This is a genomic window from Listeria ivanovii subsp. ivanovii (genome assembly GCF_900187025.1).
In the GTDB taxonomy this organism is placed as follows: domain Bacteria; phylum Bacillota; class Bacilli; order Lactobacillales; family Listeriaceae; genus Listeria; species Listeria ivanovii.
The window spans coordinates 674805-694178 of the sequence record NZ_LT906478.1; the positions used below are offsets into that span (position 1 = coordinate 674805).

Below are 19374 nucleotides of genomic sequence, written 5' to 3' on the forward strand. Positions count from 1 at the left end.
TGAATTATGAATCAAACAATGTATACTGCTATTTCTGGGATGAATGCATTTCAACAAGCTTTATCAGTCACATCGAATAATATCGCCAATGCAAATACGACAGGCTATAAAAAACAAAGCGTGGTCTTCAATGATTTACTTTACCAAAATACAATGGGGTCAGTAGCAGGTGGTTTATATGCCGGAACGAATCCAATGAGTTTTGGTTCCGGATCAAAAATTGGGGCGATTTTAACCGATTATACAGCTGGATCTCCAACAGCAACTGGAAGAAACAAAGATGCAGCACTACAAGGTCGTGGCTTTTTCATCGCTGGAGATAATGCAGGCGGAAATATCGTCTACACGCGTGATGGAAGTTTTGCAGTATCAGATAATAATTATTTAACGACCCAACAAGGGAAATACGTGATGGGTTATGCAACGGATAAAAATGGGAATGTGTTGAACGGCAATTTGCAACCAATCCAAATCCCTTTAAATAGTGCGATTCCAGGTGAAGCAACGAAAACGGGAAGCCTAAGTGGTAATATTCCACTCGATTGGGGCGAAAAAGATACGATTACGTCTGAGTTGTCGGTTTATGATAATGCTGGTGGAAAACACAAACTACAAGTCAATATGAAAGCCGCGACACCTGACGCAAGTGGGAATGTATCCTATGAATATGAAATCCAAATGGACGGGAAAGCACTAACTCCTCCAGTGACTGGAACACTTAACTATAATGCACAAGGAGAACTAACAAACCCTGATGCACTAAAAAATATCCAAATTAACTCCACCGTAAACGGAAAGCAAGTTAATATGGGCTTAAATCTAAGTGGCTTAACCAACTATGGCACAAACCAAGTATTCTCACCAACCTCTGACGGAAAAGGCGCGGCAACTGTGAAAGATTATGCAGTAACGGATTCTGGCTATATCGCAGTGAGTTATTCAGATGGCACAGTAATTCCCGTTGCTCAACTTGCGGTCGCTACTTTCTCGAATGAAGACGGCCTTGTGAAAATGGGGAACGGCGAATATGTTCCAGGACTTTCTTCTGGAGATGCAGTGTATGGTGTAGCTGGTCAAAACGGTGCTGGCGGAATTAGTGGTTCTTCCCTAGAAGGATCCAATGTAGATTTATCTCGTGAATTCGTAAATCTAATGACTTATCAAAGTGGTTTTCAAGGGAATACAAAAGTTATTCGAGTAGCGGATGACGTGATGAAACAAATCGTAAACTTGATTCAGTAGGGGAGTTTAGCTAAATGAAAATAAATCATAATATTCCACTTAGAATCGACTTTGAGCTAGGACGTACAAAGCAACCGATTGGAAGTTTACTAGATGTAAAAAAAGGGACCGTTTTTAGATTAGAAGACTCTGTAGCTAATGTTGTCAAAATCACCATTTCTGATAAGTGCATTGGCTACGGTGAAATTCTGACAAAAGACGGAAAAATGTTCGTTAAAATCACCAAATTAGGAGAGGGAAGTTCTTCATGAGGGCTAGGGAGTGACAAAAAATGAGCGATAAATTAAGTCAAGAACAAATTGACGCTCTGCTTTCGCAAATGAGTGAAGGTAAGGTAGTTGATGAAAGTACGGAAATTGGCGACTTTGGGCGCTTTCATCCCTATGATTTTCATAAACCAGAGAAATTTGGTGCAGAACACCTCGAAAGCTTAAAGACAGTTGCCTCTGCATTCACGAAAAAAAGTATGGAGTTTGTTTCCCAGCGTATTCGAATTCCGATTCATACCGAAGCAACTTTGGCGGATCAAGTTTCTTTTGCTAGTGGCTATATCGAAACGATGCCAAACGATAGCTATATTTTTTGTATTATTGATCTCGGTGACCCGGAGCTTGGTCAAATCATTATCGAATTGGACTTGGCTTATGTCATTTATATCCATGAATGTTTGTCTGGTGGCAATCCGAAACGCAAATTAAGCGAGCGTAGATTACTGTCAGTTTTTGAAGAATTAACGCTGATGTCGATTTTAGAAAAATTTTGTGAAGCACTGAAAGAAAGTTTTAAATCCGTGCATTCAATCAATCCGGAAATCGTAAGTGTCGAAACAAATCCGGCACTGATCCGAGTGACATCATCAAACGATATGATGGCGCTTGTAAATGTGGATATCAAATCAGAGTTTTGGATTAGCACGATGCGGATTGGCGTGCCATTTTTCTCTGTAGAAGAAATTATGAATAAACTCGAAAATGTCGTTGAGTACACGTTTGACAAGCGGCGAAATTTTGATGCAGAAGTGGAACAAGAACTGCATCAAGTCGAAAAAGAAGCGCGTATTCGTGTCGGCGAAATTAAAACTACTTGGAAAGAACTGAATAAGCTAGAAGTGGGCGATGTCTTGCTAACAGAAACACACATCCGCGACACGCTAAAAGGATATGTAACCGAAAAATGGAAATTCGAATGTTATATGGGAAAAAGTGGTAACCAAAAAGCCGTTAAATTTATGCGTCATACAGGGCGGACAGAGCAGGAGAGGTAGAAGTGGAGCAATTACTAGATAAAAATATCACGCAAATGGAACTAGATGTGATAGGAGAAATCGCCAACATTTCGTTTGGCTCAGCTTCTACGGTCTTATCTGATTTATTACACCAACAAGTGACAATTTCCACGCCTAAAGTAGAAATTGTTGATATTTATAATACGAAAGACATTGATATTCCGCATGTTGTCTTAGAAGTGAATTTCCACAAAGGAATCGAAATGCGGAATTTATTTGTGTTGCAATCAGAAGTTGCTGCCGCTATCGCTGACTTAATGATGATGGGCGACGGAAATATTGATCCAAACGAGGAATTGTCGGAACTTCATTTAAGTGCAGTACAAGAAGCGATGAACCAAATGATGGGGCACTCGGCAACCGCGATGAGTAATATGTTTGGAGAAATGATTGATATCACCACACCAGACATTAAAGTCATTGCTTTAAAAGAACAATTAGAAGATAGCGAAGACCAAACGATGATAAAAGTTGGTTTTGATTTAATCATTGGCGACCTTATTACCTCCAATTTAATGCAACTGATTCCCGTAAATAAAGGAAAAGAACTTGCCAAGAGGTTGCTTGGAGATACCGAGCCAGAAAAAGAAGAAATCAATTTAACTGCTGAAGAATTAGATGTGTTTTTAGAAGTATGTAATATCGGCATTGGTTCTGCTTCTACCGTCTTATCCAAGCTACTAAATCGAAAAGTTTCGTTAAAAATCCCAACAGCTAGAGTAATTGATAGTAAAGAGTTTGAATTTAACGAACGTCCTTGTCTCGTGACCAGTGTCGAATTTGTCGAGGGATTACGTTCAAGCAACACCTTTATTATTAGCAAAAACGCCGCGCTAATTATGGCGGATTTAATGATGATGGGTGACGGAAAAGTACAAGAAGATGCAGAATTGACTGAGCTTGAAGTCAGCGCAGTACAAGAGCTAATGAATCAAATGATGGGCTTTTCCGCAACAGCGATGTCAGAAATGCTTGGAACAAAAATTGATATTAGCCCACCAACGATGGAGTTTTGCAATTTTGGCGACACGATGATTCAAAAAAATATCGCAGAAGGCAAAACAGTCGAAGTCATTTTTCCATTAGAAGTAGAAGGTTTACTAAAAACACCGATGTACCAAATTTTTAATCCAGCTGCTGCAAAGGAAATGGCGCAGTTAATGCTCGCGATTCAAGCCCAAGAAGTAGCAAATAAAGCTGACACCCAAGAAATGGAATCTGAAATGCCACTTCCAATCGAGGAAAAAGAAACTTTATCGGAAATGGAAGCAATTTTAGAAGATATTCCAGTGAAGCTAGAAGTAGTTTTTGGAACAGCAAAGGTGAAACTAGAAACATTTATTTCCTGGTGTGAAAAAGATGTGATTATTTTAAAAGAAAGTATGAATGAGCCACTTGCCCTGATGTTAAATGGCGTCATCATTGGCAAAGGGATTTTAGTCCGTGTCGATGATCATTTTGGGATACAAATGACTGAGTTAGTTAGGTGAAAAATGTGCGTAAACTGGGAGTATTAATCGTTTTGTTTTGGATGTTTTTTTCGTATCAAGCACATGCCACGGAAACAGTTCTACCAACGATTTCACTTGAAAATGAACAAACAGAATATACGGCCGGAGAAGAAATTCACTTTCGCCTTGAAAATGCGGAAGACTTAAAAATCATTTTAATTAATGAACAAGGTCAGAAGCGTTTTTTGAAGGAGCCGGTTTATACGGTAACTGATTCGGATTTAGATGGTAGCTACCGCGCCGAGCTATATCAAAAAGAGAAGCTTGAACCAGTGCTAGTTGCCGAAGATTTATTTCAGGTGAAGCAACTTGATGAAATAACTCCCGACGATACACCGCCCAGTTTTTCAGCTATAGATATTAGTCATGATGCCGATATTTTACCAACAAGCGTGCTGCACGTATCCATCGAAGCTGGCGATGCTGAATCAGGGGTGAAAGCTGCAACGCTCATCATTCAAGGGGATTCTAACAAAGCAGAAATACAATTAACACAAAACATTTGGACCGAGAAATGGGAAGGCGAACAAGCGTTAACAGATTTTCAGCCAGGAGAAAAAATTACTTTTACGGTAAAACTAATGGATTTTGCTGACAATGAAATAACGGTGGCTACTTTAAAAGAACTACAACTATATCAACCTAAAGACCCCGCTATCAGCTATAACGGAATAGATATCTTAACTGAACAGAAGAAAATCGTCCAAGTTGGCGATAAAATCGAACTAACCTTAGATAAATATGCAACTGAATTTCCAACTTTTGAATCCGAAAGTGGGAAAGTAATCCCGTTAAACTGGCAAAAAAATCCAACTGACTGGCATGGTAGTTTGACGCTTACGCAAGATCTCGTAGGCGAAATTATCCAACTACCAACGTTTGGACCGAAACTACTAATTCGAACCAATAGTACACCATTTCATTCCATCGAATTAATTAAAAACACCATTTTAACAGGAATGATTAATGAAGATTTTGCTACTATTTCACAATTTTATATTGAAGTAAATGGCACTCGTTATGCAGTGCTGCGGGATGGAGCGCGATTTACAAGCAAAGAAATAACGACCACTGGAGACATTACGCTTTACTGGACAGATTGGGACGGGCAAATTTACAGTGAAGTACTAGTGCAAAGAATTAAGCCTGTACTTCCTCCAATACATAAAGAAATAATTACCAGTAAACCAGTTATGCCAAAAGAAAATAAACTAATTTTCACAACACCAGCTCCTAAGGCAGAAAATCCAGTGAAAAAACTTGAAAACACTTCAAATAAGCAAGCAAAGAAAGAAAATAAATCAACTAACAACTCTAGCAGTATCCCGTTTTGGGTTCCTTCGCTCATCATTATCGGCATCATTATTTTTTCGGGAAATAAAGCAATGAAATAAAAAGCAGAAGTGAGGTGGAGGGTATGAAAATAGATGGCATTCAAGAATCCGCGGAAAATCGTAACCAATTAGACCGGGAAATAATTAAACAAAATCCACTGGCAAAAGAAGTGACGAAAGCCCAGATGACTACCGAAGTTGCAACAGGAAAAACACCACCCGTATCATTTTCCTTTCAAGAGCTAAGTAATTTACAACTGAGTGGAACCGCAACAAATTTAGAACTATACATGAAATTAATGATGAACAATGCGAAAAAAGCTAATGACTTAATTTTCTATGTGATGCGTGCTGGAATTAAAAATCCGACTGATTCAACAAAATGGCAAACTGTTAGAAGAGAAATTAGCAGTCAACTAAGCACGATTTTAATGAAACAACATAATTTTGAAGCGTATTTTTCAGAAAACCCAGCAAATCAAAAACTTTTTTTAGCCAATCAGAAGATAATGAATGAAATATCGTTTCTGCTAAAAATGCTACCAACCCTGACATTTGAGACAACTGGCAAGTACGATTTCTTGCGGACGATGCAAATTGCTTCCGGAAACATGGAAAAAGGTATTCAAATGATGCGCGAGTTTCAAGGGCACATTGAGCATGCGACAAAACTAGATCCGATTGTAGAAGCAAAACAAGAAACGAACTGGATGATTAAAGTCTTGCGTGAATTTAGCAATATGTTTCACGCACGTCACATAATGCCATATGAACTACAAGCTGAAAACATCAACATTTGGAAAATCGGTAGCGAATATTTAAAAATGATGAACCAACTTTTACCTCAAATCGGCACTTTTCCAAATGGCAATATCCAAATTTTTCATCAGCAAGCAACCAAACCACTAACAGAACTATTCCAAGAGTTGCAAAGATTAGCTGACGGACAAATGACGCAAGGAAGTATCGCTGTTATTTTGGACCGAATGCAAGGACAATTAACTAGACTGTCGCAACTTTTCCAAAAAATGGAAATGGAGGCAGGTTTTACAGATGCTGAACGAATTTTAGGAAGTGTTGATGCTGAATTTGCTAGTGATATGACCAAAATGATGCTATTAGCGCAACAAGAAATGTCATTTTTAGATTTATTAGTTAAAGATTTCCGAAGTGTGTCGAAACAACCAGCCTTTTTTATGATAGTAGCTATTTTTATTATTTTATTACTTATTATTTTATTTTAAAAAAGATATTTTTTTAAAAAACATATACTTTTCAGCTTTGTTTCAGTATAATTAAATAGAAAAATAACGTTTAGAAAACGGAAATGAGTTTTTCGGGGGAAAAAGGATGAATAATGTTTCAATAAGCCAGATTTCGCAGTCCAAACAGCCAAGTTTAGTTAGGGGAATGCAAGAATTAAACCACACGCAGCAGTTTTACTTTGAACAAATGAAAGCAAATGGCAAGAAAGTAAGTCCTTCCCTTACAGAAATAAAACAATTAATCACCCAAGTAACAGATAAAAAAACGCTCGTCGAAATGGATATGACGGTCGATAACGTTTTAAGCTATAAAAAAGCAGTTCAATCATTTTTGAATTTTTATGTTAATAATGTAATGGATTACGATAATGTCGAAAGCCGGCATCCAAAATATGGCTTTTCTCAAAAAATGACGATTTTAAAACAAGTCGAACAACAAACAAGTGAATTAGATGATGTGATGAATTTAATTGATACAAAAACTGGACATTTAGACATGCTAAACCGAATCGGTGAAATTACTGGCATGATTCTCGATGTTGTATTGTAGGTGATGGGAATGCAGGAAGAAATCCAAAAACAATTGGAAAAGTTAATCGAATATAATGAGAAAACGAATCAAGAAGCCATTTTACTAGGAAAACTTATCCAAGCCGAAAATTGGTTAGAAGCGGAAGAACACCAATTAGGACTTCAACGTGAATTAGCCGTTTTACAAAAAGAATATGAAGCTTTGAAAGTGGCGATTGGTGAAAATAATACCTTACAACAATGGCAAAGAACTTTGACACCAGCTGAAAATGTACTTATCAATGAACGGAAAGGATTACTGCTTGAAAAAGAAGCAGCCTTACGAGTGAGCGTGCAAGAAAATCAAATTAAAACCGAAATGCAGCTAGCGTTTTCTGAACATATGGTGGATGTTATTACCGGCCATCACGCAGAAACGCAAGCCGAAAATAATATGATGATTAACGAGACTTTTTAGTAAACGGAGGGATTTTTTGTGCGTTTAAGTGATTTTAATACGTCATTATCGGGCATGTCAGCGGCGCAAATCGCTAATATGGTCGCTCAGCAAAATATTAGTAATATGAATACGCCTGGCTATATTAGGCAAGCAGTGGATCAACAAGCGCTTTATAGTGATGGCGGGCTTCTAGGTGGAAACAAGCAAACGGGATACGGAGTCAAAGTTACAGACATAAAACGACTGACAAATGTAGCACTTACGACGCAATACAACAATCAAATTGCCAAACAATCTGCTTCGTTATACGAAAGTGGCGCATTAAACCAAGCATTAAATTTATTTGGAACACCTGGTAAAAATACGCCAAGTGATAATTTAGATAACTTTTTCACTGCTTGGGGTGCACTTGCAAAAAATCCCGACCAAGCAACCAATACAACTGCACTTCTTTCAAGCATGACGATTTTTACCGATCAATTAAACCAACTTCATTCAGGCTTAAAAGAACTAGAAACAACCATTACTGCTGACACAGAAGCGGCCTTGAAAGACTTAAACACATTAATTAAAAAACTTGGCAGTATCAATAAAGCAATTGGGAATGCTGGTTCCAACCCACCAAACGATTTACTAAATCAACGGGACCAAATTTTAACGACCATGTCAGGATATGCAGGGATTTCTGTGAGCGCCCACCCGAATAATCCAGACGTATACGATGTGACAATTGGCGGTCGCTTAGTTGTTCAAGGCGACGAAACGACTGAAATTACTTCAACGCGTACAGCAAGCGGTTTTGAATTCTCCGTAAGCGGTCAAACGCTAAATATGCCAGCAGGTTCCATTAGTGCTTCCGTTCGCGTCAATCAAAACGAAATTAAATCCTATCAAGATAAAATCGAAACTTTTTCAAATGGCTTAGCGAAAGCGCTAGATGATATTCAAGTAAAAAACGTCAATAAAATAATGGACGATTTACAAAAAATAGGTGATGCGCTCCAAGCAAATCCAAATGATGAAAAACTACTTAGTAATCGCGAAGAACTTTTACGTCAATTGGAAAAATTCCCTGGGGTAACACGCGCTGGAGACACAATTGATATTGGCGGAACGAGCCATTCGATTGATTCACTTGGCACTAGCACTTATGTAAATGATGTGAGCGACTTTTCGATACCAATTTTTGTTCAAAATGCGGGAAAATGGACGATTAATCCTACAATTACAAATAATGCAGAAAACAAACCATTCTTAGGTGTGATTGCTGCTGATATCGCTTCTTTAAAAATAGATAAAAATATCGAAGGAACCACTTTTCCAAATTTTATGGATGGAATAATTACCGAAGTAGCAACAGATGCAAGTAAAAGTAGTGCAACGTCTACCGCAGATTCACAAGCTTTAAGTTCACTTTCAGAGTCCAAATCGTCTCTTGAAGGAGTCAATATTGATGAAGAAATGACGAACATTATGCAGTACCAAAGTTATTATGTAGCAAACACGAAAGCAATGAATACCGTAAACGATATGATGAAAGCACTCTTAGCAATGTTATAAGGAGGAAAATGATGCGAATTTCAACGAACCAACAAGCAAATACAATTATTAATCAGTTGAACAATGTCTCAGGAAATCTTGCTAAATACCAATTACAAGTTTCATCTGGGAAGAAATATGAGTCAATGAGCCAAAATCCTGGTGCGACGGCGCAAATTTTATCTTATAACCACGTACTTAGCCAGTTAAACCGCGAAAAGACTGATGTGACAGAAGCTAAGTCGTTACTAAATACGGCAGAAACGTCCCTTTCTTCGATGACAACCTCGATGAACCGAGTGAACGCGTTAGTTTTACAAGCGATTAATGGCACGAGTGATAAAAATAATATGTCTCAATCAGCTGAAGAAATTAAAGGATTACTAGGTGTACTTCTTTCCGTTGCTAATGCAGAAGATGATGGACGATACGTTTTTAGTGGGTCAAGCACTAGCGTTAAGCCATTTACAACCGATAAAACAACCGGCGAAATCATTTACAACGGGACAACTGAAAATAAAAACTTCCGTGTTACTGACACGCTCGAAGTCGAAGTTTTCCACGACGGAAGCGCGATGATCGATGTATTTAATAATATCCAAAAAATTGTCGACGCAATGAAAACTGGCGACAAAGACGCACTTTCTGGCTTGCAAGAAATTAATAGCCAAAATATTGAAGTTATCACCAATTCGATGACCAATATTGGTGGGCAAAAAAATGGTGTTGCTGCTTATGATAATGTGCTTTCCAGCAAAATCACCGACTTCTCAGAACGCAAATCGAATGTAGAAGAAGTGAACATGCCAGAAGCAGTAAGCAATTTAAATAAAACATCTATTGCCTACCAAGCAGCATTGCAATCAAGTGTCATGGTACAAAAATTAAGCATTCTAAATTATATGTGAGGTGAATCCAAGTGGGAAGTTCGATTGCAACCAGTTTAATGGACCCAACGCAATATTATTCACAATTTATTAGTCTTCAAAAAGCAAGTTTAGAAAAAGCGAAAACGCCTTATCAAAACCAAATTTCTAGCTATCAGTCACGAATTGATCTTTACGCCAGTTTGAAAAATGCTTTATCTGATTCACTGAAAACGATGAGTTCTTTTACTACATACGAAAGCAAAACAAAACTCGCAACATCTTCCAATGAAACAAGTTTTACCGTTTCTTCGACGAGCAGTTCTGTTAATGGCAGTTATTCGATTGAAGTACAAAATCTTGCAACAGCAGACACATACAATAAAGCTGTTCCAGACATTGAAGCAAAGATCGGCGTGAGTGGTACGATCAAAATTAATGGTAAAGAAATCAAAGTAGACGCAGATAGCTCAATGAAAAATGTCATGAATACAATTAACAGCGCCGGAGCTAAAGTGAATTTATATACATTAGGCGAAAATATGGTTGTGACTTCAGCAACAACAGGTGTAGAAAACAGTATTAAATTCGAAGGTGATGCCGCTGTTTTAGAAGCGCTCGGTTTAGTACAAAATTCCCCAGACCACTTAGCTGCCGAAGATGCCAAGTTACGAATCAACGGGGCCACTGTCACTAGCGCAACGAACAAAGTAACAAACTACATCCCAGGAGTTACGATTAACCTCAAAAAAGAAACCACTGGCACGGAAAAATTAACTATCCAAGACCAATCCGATGAAAATGCCGCGAAAATGATTACTAGTTTTGTAAATACATACAACGCACTAACAAGCACAATGAAAACTTATACGGGAAAAGGAACTATTTTACAAGCCTCTCTTGCCGATTTAGAAGCTAATCGCGCACTAAACAATGTTTTCCAACACAAAAAAGATGGAAATACTTTATTTGATTTTGGTATTAGTGTCGACAAAGAAGGCGTTTTAAAAGTAGATGAAACAGCAATGAAAAAAATCGTAGCCGAAGATCCAACCGCCGTTGAAAGATTTTTCTTTGGTATTGGTGGGCTTGGCGACGAACTTTATCAATCTTTGAACAAAACATTTGGCTCGACTGGTTTTATTACAGATGAAACTACCTCGATGTCGAATGAAATCAATAAATTAAACTTAAAACTGACCGATATTACTAGCAGAAATGACACACTACTAACGAATATTACCGATCAATATAACAAATGGCTGGAAATGATGCAGGCGATGCAAAGTGATGCAATGACACTAGATGCGCTAATTGACGGCATGAACAGTTCTAATAAATAAACAAGAGTAGGTGGAATAAATGCAAGCTTGGAAACGATATACCCAAAATGAACTAAATACAAGCAACCCCATCAAAAACACGATTTATATATACGAACGTTGTATTATCGAATTTAAAAAGGTAGAAAAAGCACTAGAAGCACTACATTTTTCTGAAGCAGATTTGATTCTCGATAAAATGGAAAAAATCTTTGAAGAATTAAAATTACAACTAAATCCAGAAGCCGGTCAAGAATTATACGATAATATTTTTGGACTATACGAATGGATTTCTGAACAAATTCGCCAAATGCAATTACTAAAACAACCAGTTAACATCGACACAATCATTCACGTCATCACGCAGCTGAAAGAAGGCTACGAGGGAGTGATGAAACATGAATCAAGCAAAGACACATTTGGCTGAGTTAAAGGCAATGTTTCACACAACAGGTCAATTAACCGTGTCACTTCAAGAATATCAAGCCAAATTAAAAGAACTTCTTAAAAGCGCTGAAACGATGCCAAACGACCAAAAAGAAGCATTTTATCAGGAAACAAAAGCCGTCATAAATAAAGGCCTCCTTTTTACCGAAACACAATTAGAACGAACCGAAAATGCCTTTACAGAAAATAAAAGTCGTCAAGCCGCCAACCGAAATTATGCGAAATTTTTCTAAAAGAAAGAAGGAAATAATCAGTGGAAAATTACACTACGCATATTGGTAATTATTTAAATTATCTCCAAACTGCCAACCAAGTAGTTTCGAATAATATCGCCAATGCCAATACGTCGAACTTCAAAGCAAGCGAGGCGAGCTTTGAAGAATCGCTTGGATCAAGTCTTCGTCTGTCTGGTCAAAATAATGAGGCAACAACAGGCAGTTTAACTAAGACGAACAACAAACATTTAGCTGGCACAGAAATAGACCAAACAAATGCAAAAGTAACAACTAAAAGCGGTTCTATTAATGAAGATGGCAACAATGTAAATGTCACTTCTGAAATGATTAGCTTAACGAAAAATAATCAAATGTACGCGCTCGCGATCAGTGCACTCAACTATAACTCATCAATCAACACAGCAGCTCGTGGAAAGTAAGGTGAAAGGCCATGTTTGAAGGGATAAATACAAGTGGCTCGGCGTTAAATGCTGCGAAACAATGGATGGAAGTTAGTTCTAATAATATTGCGAACGCGGACTCAAGCGCTGCACCTGGCGAAACACCTTTCCTTAGAAAACGTGTCGTCATGTCAGAAATAAGCCCATTCGAAACCGCACTTACCGGTACAAAAGGCGTCAAAGTAAGTGAAATATCCAGTGATACAGGCAGTGTTAAGCGCGTCTATGATCCAACACATCCAAATGCAAATGAAGCCGGCTATGTAAATTACGCAAACGTTGATATGACTGCCGAAATGACCAACTTAATGGTCGGTCAAAAAATGTATGCTGCAAATACCTCTGCTTTACAAGCAAATGAAAAAATGATGGAAAAAGATTTAGAGATAGGAAAAGTATAAAGGAGTGTCGTAATCAATGGCAATTGAAAGTATTAATGCAGCAAGGGTCCTACCCAAAGTTACGCTTGGTGAGACCGCAAAAACAGATAGCGCGGCTGGTGCCGGAAATACCTTCACGCAAATGCTGGATAGTATGAGTGATGTACAATCAAACGCACAAAATTCTGTTTCCAACCTATTAACTACCGGAGAAGGAAATGCAAGTGATGTACTTATTCAAATGAAAAAAGCAGAATCAGAAATGAAAACTGCTGCGGTCATTCGTGATAATGTAATCGAAAGCTACAAACAGCTTTTAAATATGCAAGTGTAGCGGTTAGACTAGTCGGGGGAGTTTTAGTCAATCGTTCACACGAGAAAAATGGAGCGAAGTTTTTAAAATGGCAAAAATAAAAACAATGTATTCGAAATTGAAGAATTGGCACAAAGGCGCGATTTTTGTCGGCCTTTTTGTCGTAGTCACGGTCTTTTTACTCTATTTAAACACGCCAAAAACAGAAATTACCCTTTATAAAAATTTATCAGAAACAGGCCAACAGCAAGTCACCGACCAATTAGCAAAAATGGGTGTCGATTACACTGTTGATAAAAGCGGTAATATTTTAGTGGACGAAAAAGTGGAGACACTCGTACGCGATAAATTTGCTGATTTAGGTATTCCTTATACCGGTCAAGATGGCAACGATATTTTACTTAATAGTTCCCTTGGTGCCAGTGAAGAAGATAAAAAAATGCAAGAAAAAGTCGGAATAAAAGTCAATTTAGAAAAAGAAATTGTCCAAAGTTATGGAACAACAGTAGATAGTGCATCTGTTCAGTTAACGTTACCAGAATCGAGTTCGATTTTTGAAGAAGCTAGCCAAAAAGGAAGCGCCGCAGTCACGCTTAAAACAAAAAACAACCAGACACTGACGAGCGAACAAGTCCTTGGTATCCAGCGAACCGTAAGTGCAGCAGTACCAAACGTTGCTAGCGAAGATGTAGCCATAATTGACACGAAAAATGGCGTTATTTCAGAAGCAGACACAACAAAAGAAGAAGGCAGTTCCGCGTACAAAAATGAAGTAGATATCCAGAATGCTATCGGAAAAAACGTTAAAACCGATATTGAAGGCACACTTTCTAGCATTTTCGCTTTAGATAATTTTCGCGTCAATACAAGCGTTACTGTTAATTTTGATGAAATAAAACAAAACACTGAACGTTATCCAAATGACGGAAAAGTTCGCAGTAATCAAAAAGACACCTCGACTGACACATCGAAAGGTTCCACAAATACAACCGAATCAGGCACTGCTGCTAATGCTGATGTACCAAACTATACAGAAGAAAACGGCGGGGACACGAATACATACACCAGTGAAAAATCAAGCGAAACAACCAATTACGAATTAGATTCCACTATCCAAGAAATCAAAAAACATCCAGCACTTGCAAAAACCAATGTCGTTGTTTGGGTCGATCAACAAGCATTAAATAACAATGGTGTCGATATGGCTGAATTTACGAAAGCAGTGGGAGTTTCAGCTGGATTAACTCCAAATATGGCAACACCAGAAGGCGCCGAAGAAGGGGCTACTCCAACTTTTGAAGGTACTTTCCAAAACGGAGACGTAACCATCATGCCAATTCAGTTCTTAGATAACCAAACACCAGTAGAAAAAGACACCGCAAAAACACCTGAACCAGCAAGTAAAGCATGGATTTGGTGGCTAGCAGGTGGTTTACTATTTGCGATTATTGCTGCTGGAATCATTGGCTATATCATTTTCCTTAAACGTAAAGAGCAACTAGAAGAGGCACTCGAACCAGAAGAAGTAGATTACATCCCTGCCGAAGAAGCAATCGTCGAACCAGAGGATCATCCGGATTTCAATTTCCAAACAGATGCATTCCATTTATCTGAACCAGAACTGAAAGCTAGAAAAGAAAGCTTGAAAAATAAACTCGGTGAAATGGCCAAAGAAGATCCAGGGCGCGCCGCCGCAGTCATTCAAAAATGGCTGAATGAAAGGCAGGAATAAAAAATGGCAGAAACACTAAAAGAAACCTTAGAAGATACAATGTCTGAGCAGGAAACAGTTACAGAAGAAGAAACGTCAACAGATGAATCCACAACGCTCGCATCAGAATCAGGTATTTCAAGACGTGAAAAAGCCGCTCTTATTATTTGGAGTCTAGAGGAAGAAATCGCGACAGAAGTAGTTGATTTATTACCAGATGCCTCCAAACAACGCCTCGCGCGTGAAATGGCTAAAATGAAAGAAATGGACGGGGGAGCTGTCGAAGAAGCAACCAAAGAATTTTTAGGCGAACTAGAACTTCTTTCCGGAGGCATTGCCAAACTTGACCGCGAACATTTACAACGCTTGTTCCCAGACATGACAACAGAAGAGCTCAACCAACTAATTTATGGCGTTGAAGCAGAATCCAGAATCGGCGAAACAGCACTAGATATTTTACGTGAAATTGACGATGTAGACTCGTTATTCACGATAATAAGCGATGAGTCTCCACAAACAATAGCGATGATTGCTTCCTACATGAAACCAGAAGAAGCCTCCAAATTACTCGCGCTTTTACCAGAAGAAAAAATGATTAATACCGTCATTGGCATCGCTAGCTTGGAGCAATTTGACAGTGAAGTAATGCAAAATGTATCGAATTTATTACGAATTAAACTAGATACAATGTCGAATAGTTCTCTAAATAAAACGGATGGAATTAAAAATGTCGCGAACATTCTAAATAACGTAACTCGTGGTCTAGAAAGGACGATTTTCGAGTATTTAGATGTCCAACAAGCCGAACTTTCCGAGCGAATCAAAGAGAAAATGTTTATGTTTGAAGATATTATCTTGCTCGATAATATGACGCTGCAACAAGTGCTTGCCGAAATTCAAGATAACAACAAAATCGCCCGTGCACTCAAAAACGAAAAAGAAGAACTCAAAGAAAAAATCTTATCTTGCGTATCGAAAAACCGCCGCGATATGATTACCGAAGAACTAGAAGTCTTAGGACCAATCAGACTTTCGGACGTGGAACAAGCACAACAAGATATTGCGAATGTCGTTAAAAACTTAGAAAAAGACGGAAAAATAGTTATCCAACGGGGGGAACAGGATGTCCTTATCTAATCCGCGAATCCCGAAAACAGATGTTACCTTATCCGATGTGAAAATGGAACTGATTTATTTAGATGAGATTACAGAAACAGAAGAACAGGGAGCCTCATATGCAAAAGAACTCGAACAACTGGAACACCATCAAAAAGAGCTTGAAAAATATCAATCAAGTATTGAAATGGAACAACAGAAATTAACCAACGAAAAAGCGAAATTAGCCGCAGAACGAGCAGAAATCGCTGAACTAAAAAGACAAGCAGAAGCAGCAATCGAGCAACAAAAAGTAGCATGGCAACAAGAAAAAGCAGAAATTTATGAGATAATAACCGATTTTCTTTGGGATGAAAGCATAGATCTTGCCGAAAAAATCGTCCATCAAGCCATCGACACCCGTCAAATCGAAGTCTTACCAATACTAACAGAAGTTATTCAGAAACTCCCGGTTGCATTCGATAAGCTAAACGTCACGACGCATCCAGAAACATTAAAGGCATTAAAAGAAGAAAACACGGGAACAAAATATGACTGGCTACTAGAAAACATTCACTGGAATTTTGATATGAGACTCGATTACGGGGAATTCACAGTAGAAGAAGAAAAAGAATACTTTGACTACCGAATCACCGAAATTTTCCAGACGCTCCATAAACAAAATGCTGAAAGGAAAATTCTAGGAGGCGATAAAGCGTGAACTGGTCGCCAAAAAATAGTGTGTGGCAAGACTTGAAAAACACTGTCCCATACATTCAAAAAGGGAAAATTCATACTGTTCAAGAACAAATGTATATTTCAAAAGGTCCGCAAGTGAAAATTGGTGATACGGTCATGGTTGGTGAAAACAAAGTTCTTTGCGAAGTTATTTCCATCGAAAAAGAAAACAATATGCTATTGCCATTTAATCAAAGCGATAAAGTGGCATATGGCGATTGGGTTTACGTAACGGATACCAAAATCACCATTCCAGCAGACGAATTTTTACTTGGAAAAGTGCTAAATGCTTCTGGAGAAATTTTAAACGAAGAGGCTGGCACGGCAAAATATAAGCAAAAAATGCCACTGGAAGCACCACCAATTCATGCATTTAATCGTGCAGAAATTACCGAAACACTTGAAACTGGTATAAAAGCAATTGATGGCATGTTAACCATTGGTATTGGTCAAAAAATTGGTATTTTTGCCGGATCCGGTGTCGGGAAATCGACTTTGCTAGGGATGATAGCTAGAAACGCAAAAGCTGATATTAATGTTATCGGATTAGTTGGCGAGCGGGGCAGGGAAGTAAAGGATTTCTTGCGGAAAGATCTCGGCGTGGAAGGACTGAGCAAAAGCGTTATCGTTGCAGCTACTTCTGATGAAAGTCACTTAATGCAATTACGAGCTGCTAAACTTGCTACATCCATTGCAGAACATTTCCGCGATCAAGGAAAGACCGTTTTGTTAATGATGGACTCTGTAACACGTTTTGCTGATGCCCGAAGAAGTGTTGATATCGCTGTGAAAGATTTACCAATTGGTGGAAAAACATTATTGATGGAATCTTATATGAAAAAATTACTTGAACGTTCCGGAAAAACAAAACGAGGCTCGATCACAGGTATTTATACAGTTCTCGTTGATGGCGATGATATGAACGGACCAGTACCCGATTTAGCTCGAGGAATTTTAGATGGGCATATTGTCTTAACCAGAGACTTAGCAACAAAAAATCATTATCCAGCAATTGATGTTCTTAGTTCTGTTAGTCGGGTAATGGAAGAAATCGTTCCCGAAAGCCAGTGGGAAACGGCCTCGAAAATTCGCGAATGGATGAGTATTTACCAAGAAAATGAACTCTATTTCAAACTCGGAACCATCGAACAAACGAGCGATAATGCCGCCATTTTTACAAGTAAAGAAAAATCATATTTTATTCATCAATTTTTGAAACAGTTACGTGATGAAAGTGTCACGCTCGAAGAAACAAATCAATTGATGGAAACTTTAATATAAAAAGGAGTGTCGTCAGTGAATTCAGTAGAACAAGTAATTAGTATAAGACAAGCCGAGTTCGCTAGCGTCTTCGAAATAGCGAAACAATCTGCAACCACTTTTGAAGCTAAATTAAATGAACGATTAAACAGCGGAACTGCGGAAACAAAAACGACCAATATTCCAACCGTAACAGATGCCGAATTAAATCATGCTCGGGAAGTCTACGAAGCATTAATTAATCAATCGGAAACCAAGGTTACTAAAGTTCCGACCAGCGCAACCGAAAAAACAGCTAGCTCTGAATCAACCAATTGGAATAACTATCAAATCAAACCAATCAGTGCAGAAAATGAAGGAAAGTATAGCGAGTTAATTCAAACGGCTGCAACTAAATATGACGTTCCAGAAGCACTCATTAAGCGAGTTATCCAAGTAGAATCTAATTTTAATCCAAATGTTGTTTCAAGCGCAGGAGCTACAGGCCTTATGCAACTGATGTATGGAGCGAATCGAACAGACCCAGCCGCAAACATCGATTCAGGTACGAAACAGCTAGCAGGCTATATCAAGCAATATGACGGCGACTTAAAACTAGCACTAGCAGCTTATAATGCCGGGCCAGGAAATGTTCGCAAATACGGAGGCATTCCACCATTCAAAGAAACACAAAACTATTTAACGAAAATTATTGGATAAGGGAGATAAAGTGATGGGAAACTGGCAACAAAAATGGGAGTCTTGGCGGGATATGACGACCGCAATGCAGCAAGAAATCAAAATTGAAGCTGCCGAAAAAGTGACTACCTACATAAAAAATGCCCAATTTGAAGAAGCAACTAGTGTGATTAGACAAACAGAAATCCTTCTAAACGAACTCGATTTTGAAGCAAAAATGGCTCGAGTAGAAGAACATCTCCAAGCTTTCACAACCGAACAGGAAGTAGCGAAATCTTTTGAAGCAAGCCAACTTCAAAACTTGGAAAAACCATTTGTAAATGTAACTTTTGATTTGTCAGAGGTGAAATCAACAGCTATCAAGCAGTTCACAAAACGTGATTTCAAATTAGTAGACTCAAGCGAAATCGATATGCAATTTCTAAAAGGTAACCGTAATTTCTATTTAACTATTTTTAACCCTGAAGAAGATACGACTGTGCATTACGCTCATCTGGATGAAAAATGCCAATACAAAAACATTGGTTTTATTTGCCAAAACGAAGCAGCAGCAAAAAGCGCAACGGATATCACAAACGAATGGCTTGAAACCCTTGAAGCTCCCAGAAAGAAATTTTTAACAATCAATATCGCTAACTTAGATGCAATGAAACAAAATCTGGAAATACTATTCCAATAAATGAAAGACTGTTCACTGCAGTAGTGAGCAGTTTTTTATATCCAAAATATGTCTAAAATATGA

At 38.3% G+C, this 19374-nt stretch carries 22 protein-coding genes; all 22 read left to right on the forward strand.

The genetic code is table 11. The annotated features are described in order from the left end of the window. Positions 1-6: 6 nt before the first annotated feature. The 22 genes from flgE (at position 7) to CKV67_RS03370 (ending at position 19311) form a co-directional block, all read left to right on the forward strand. Positions 7-1242, forward strand: coding sequence for a flagellar hook protein FlgE (gene flgE / locus CKV67_RS03265; RefSeq protein ID WP_014092142.1), 1236 nt, complete (start codon positions 7-9; stop codon positions 1240-1242). Positions 1243-1256: 14 nt separating this feature from the next. After that, complete coding sequence (locus CKV67_RS03270; protein WP_014092143.1) at positions 1257-1493, forward strand: flagellar motor switch protein FliN; 237 nt, start codon at positions 1257-1259, stop codon at positions 1491-1493. 20 nt (positions 1494-1513) lie between these two features. Then, entirely contained in the window at positions 1514-2506 is a 993-nt protein-coding gene (gene fliM / locus CKV67_RS03275; RefSeq protein WP_014092144.1) for a flagellar motor switch protein FliM, read from the forward strand. 2 nt (positions 2507-2508) lie between these two features. Beyond that, positions 2509-4017, forward strand: coding sequence for a flagellar motor switch protein (locus CKV67_RS03280; RefSeq protein ID WP_014092145.1), 1509 nt, complete (start codon positions 2509-2511; stop codon positions 4015-4017). Between the two features lie 5 nt (positions 4018-4022). Next, complete coding sequence (locus CKV67_RS03285; RefSeq protein WP_014092146.1) at positions 4023-5432, forward strand: hypothetical protein; 1410 nt, start codon at positions 4023-4025, stop codon at positions 5430-5432. Between the two features lie 23 nt (positions 5433-5455). After that, positions 5456-6616, forward strand: coding sequence for a hypothetical protein (locus CKV67_RS03290; protein WP_014092147.1), 1161 nt, complete (start codon positions 5456-5458; stop codon positions 6614-6616). A gap of 106 nt (positions 6617-6722) precedes the next feature. Continuing rightward, positions 6723-7187, forward strand: a complete 465-nt coding sequence (locus CKV67_RS03295) for a YaaR family protein (protein WP_014092148.1) — start codon at positions 6723-6725, stop codon at positions 7185-7187. Positions 7188-7196: 9 nt separating this feature from the next. Further along, positions 7197-7625, forward strand: coding sequence for a hypothetical protein (locus tag CKV67_RS03300; RefSeq protein ID WP_014092149.1), 429 nt, complete (start codon positions 7197-7199; stop codon positions 7623-7625). Between the two features lie 18 nt (positions 7626-7643). Beyond that, positions 7644-9167 carry a flagellar hook-associated protein FlgK gene (flgK, locus tag CKV67_RS03305; RefSeq protein WP_014092150.1) on the forward strand — a complete coding sequence of 508 codons (1524 nt, stop codon included), beginning with the start codon at positions 7644-7646 and terminating at the stop codon, positions 9165-9167. Between the two features lie 11 nt (positions 9168-9178). Then, positions 9179-10054 carry a flagellar hook-associated protein 3 gene (locus tag CKV67_RS03310; protein ID WP_014092151.1) on the forward strand — a complete coding sequence of 292 codons (876 nt, stop codon included), beginning with the start codon at positions 9179-9181 and terminating at the stop codon, positions 10052-10054. 11 nt (positions 10055-10065) lie between these two features. Then, a complete protein-coding gene (locus CKV67_RS03315; RefSeq protein ID WP_014092152.1) occupies positions 10066-11355 on the forward strand; it encodes a flagellar hook-associated protein 2 in 1290 nt (429 codons plus the stop codon). Positions 11356-11374: 19 nt separating this feature from the next. Continuing rightward, positions 11375-11761: a flagellar export chaperone FliS gene (locus CKV67_RS03320; protein WP_014092153.1), complete on the forward strand. Its 387-nt coding sequence runs from the start codon at positions 11375-11377 to the stop codon at positions 11759-11761. After that, positions 11733-12014, forward strand: coding sequence for a hypothetical protein (locus tag CKV67_RS03325; RefSeq protein ID WP_014092154.1), 282 nt, complete (start codon positions 11733-11735; stop codon positions 12012-12014). Before CKV67_RS03320 ends, CKV67_RS03325 begins: the two co-directional genes overlap by 29 nt. A gap of 20 nt (positions 12015-12034) precedes the next feature. Beyond that, complete coding sequence (flgB, locus tag CKV67_RS03330; RefSeq protein ID WP_014092155.1) at positions 12035-12436, forward strand: flagellar basal body rod protein FlgB; 402 nt, start codon at positions 12035-12037, stop codon at positions 12434-12436. 11 nt (positions 12437-12447) lie between these two features. Further along, positions 12448-12858, forward strand: coding sequence for a flagellar basal body rod protein FlgC (gene flgC, locus CKV67_RS03335; RefSeq protein ID WP_003718856.1), 411 nt, complete (start codon positions 12448-12450; stop codon positions 12856-12858). Positions 12859-12874: 16 nt separating this feature from the next. Further along, positions 12875-13171, forward strand: a complete 297-nt coding sequence (fliE, locus tag CKV67_RS03340) for a flagellar hook-basal body complex protein FliE (RefSeq protein WP_014092156.1) — start codon at positions 12875-12877, stop codon at positions 13169-13171. A gap of 67 nt (positions 13172-13238) precedes the next feature. Continuing rightward, positions 13239-14882, forward strand: a complete 1644-nt coding sequence (gene fliF, locus CKV67_RS03345; protein WP_014092157.1) for a flagellar basal-body MS-ring/collar protein FliF — start codon at positions 13239-13241, stop codon at positions 14880-14882. 3 nt (positions 14883-14885) lie between these two features. Next, positions 14886-15998, forward strand: a complete 1113-nt coding sequence (locus tag CKV67_RS03350) for a flagellar motor switch protein FliG (protein ID WP_014092158.1) — start codon at positions 14886-14888, stop codon at positions 15996-15998. Further along, positions 15985-16677 carry a FliH/SctL family protein gene (locus tag CKV67_RS03355; RefSeq protein WP_014092159.1) on the forward strand — a complete coding sequence of 231 codons (693 nt, stop codon included), beginning with the start codon at positions 15985-15987 and terminating at the stop codon, positions 16675-16677. Before CKV67_RS03350 ends, CKV67_RS03355 begins: the two co-directional genes overlap by 14 nt. Further along, a complete protein-coding gene (gene fliI, locus CKV67_RS03360) occupies positions 16674-17975 on the forward strand; it encodes a flagellar protein export ATPase FliI (RefSeq protein WP_014092160.1) in 1302 nt (433 codons plus the stop codon). Before CKV67_RS03355 ends, fliI begins: the two co-directional genes overlap by 4 nt. 15 nt (positions 17976-17990) lie before the next feature. Beyond that, on the forward strand, positions 17991-18653 hold the full coding sequence (locus tag CKV67_RS03365) for a lytic transglycosylase domain-containing protein (protein ID WP_014092161.1): 663 nt from the start codon (positions 17991-17993) through the stop codon (positions 18651-18653). Positions 18654-18666: 13 nt separating this feature from the next. Continuing rightward, on the forward strand, positions 18667-19311 hold the full coding sequence (locus CKV67_RS03370; RefSeq protein ID WP_014092162.1) for a hypothetical protein: 645 nt from the start codon (positions 18667-18669) through the stop codon (positions 19309-19311). Positions 19312-19374: the final 63 nt, after the last annotated feature.

Bases quoted from the DNA above. Each gene is read 5' to 3' on its own strand.
- fliM (WP_014092144.1), top strand. From the start codon at position 1,514: ATGAGCGATAAATTAAGTCAAGAACAAATTGACGCTCTGCTTTCGCAA.
- CKV67_RS03370 (WP_014092162.1), top strand. From the start codon at position 18,667: ATGGGAAACTGGCAACAAAAATGGGAGTCTTGGCGGGATATGACGACC.
- CKV67_RS03350 (WP_014092158.1), top strand. From the start codon at position 14,886: ATGGCAGAAACACTAAAAGAAACCTTAGAAGATACAATGTCTGAGCAG.
- CKV67_RS03310 (WP_014092151.1), top strand. From the start codon at position 9,179: ATGCGAATTTCAACGAACCAACAAGCAAATACAATTATTAATCAGTTG.
- CKV67_RS03300 (WP_014092149.1), top strand. From the start codon at position 7,197: ATGCAGGAAGAAATCCAAAAACAATTGGAAAAGTTAATCGAATATAAT.
- fliF (WP_014092157.1), top strand. From the start codon at position 13,239: ATGGCAAAAATAAAAACAATGTATTCGAAATTGAAGAATTGGCACAAA.
- flgE (WP_014092142.1), top strand. From the start codon at position 7: ATGAATCAAACAATGTATACTGCTATTTCTGGGATGAATGCATTTCAA.
- CKV67_RS03355 (WP_014092159.1), top strand. From the start codon at position 15,985: ATGTCCTTATCTAATCCGCGAATCCCGAAAACAGATGTTACCTTATCC.
- CKV67_RS03325 (WP_014092154.1), top strand. From the start codon at position 11,733: ATGAATCAAGCAAAGACACATTTGGCTGAGTTAAAGGCAATGTTTCAC.
- CKV67_RS03320 (WP_014092153.1), top strand. From the start codon at position 11,375: ATGCAAGCTTGGAAACGATATACCCAAAATGAACTAAATACAAGCAAC.
- fliE (WP_014092156.1), top strand. From the start codon at position 12,875: ATGGCAATTGAAAGTATTAATGCAGCAAGGGTCCTACCCAAAGTTACG.
- CKV67_RS03290 (WP_014092147.1), top strand. From the start codon at position 5,456: ATGAAAATAGATGGCATTCAAGAATCCGCGGAAAATCGTAACCAATTA.
- CKV67_RS03270 (WP_014092143.1), top strand. From the start codon at position 1,257: ATGAAAATAAATCATAATATTCCACTTAGAATCGACTTTGAGCTAGGA.
- flgC (WP_003718856.1), top strand. From the start codon at position 12,448: ATGTTTGAAGGGATAAATACAAGTGGCTCGGCGTTAAATGCTGCGAAA.
- CKV67_RS03295 (WP_014092148.1), top strand. From the start codon at position 6,723: ATGAATAATGTTTCAATAAGCCAGATTTCGCAGTCCAAACAGCCAAGT.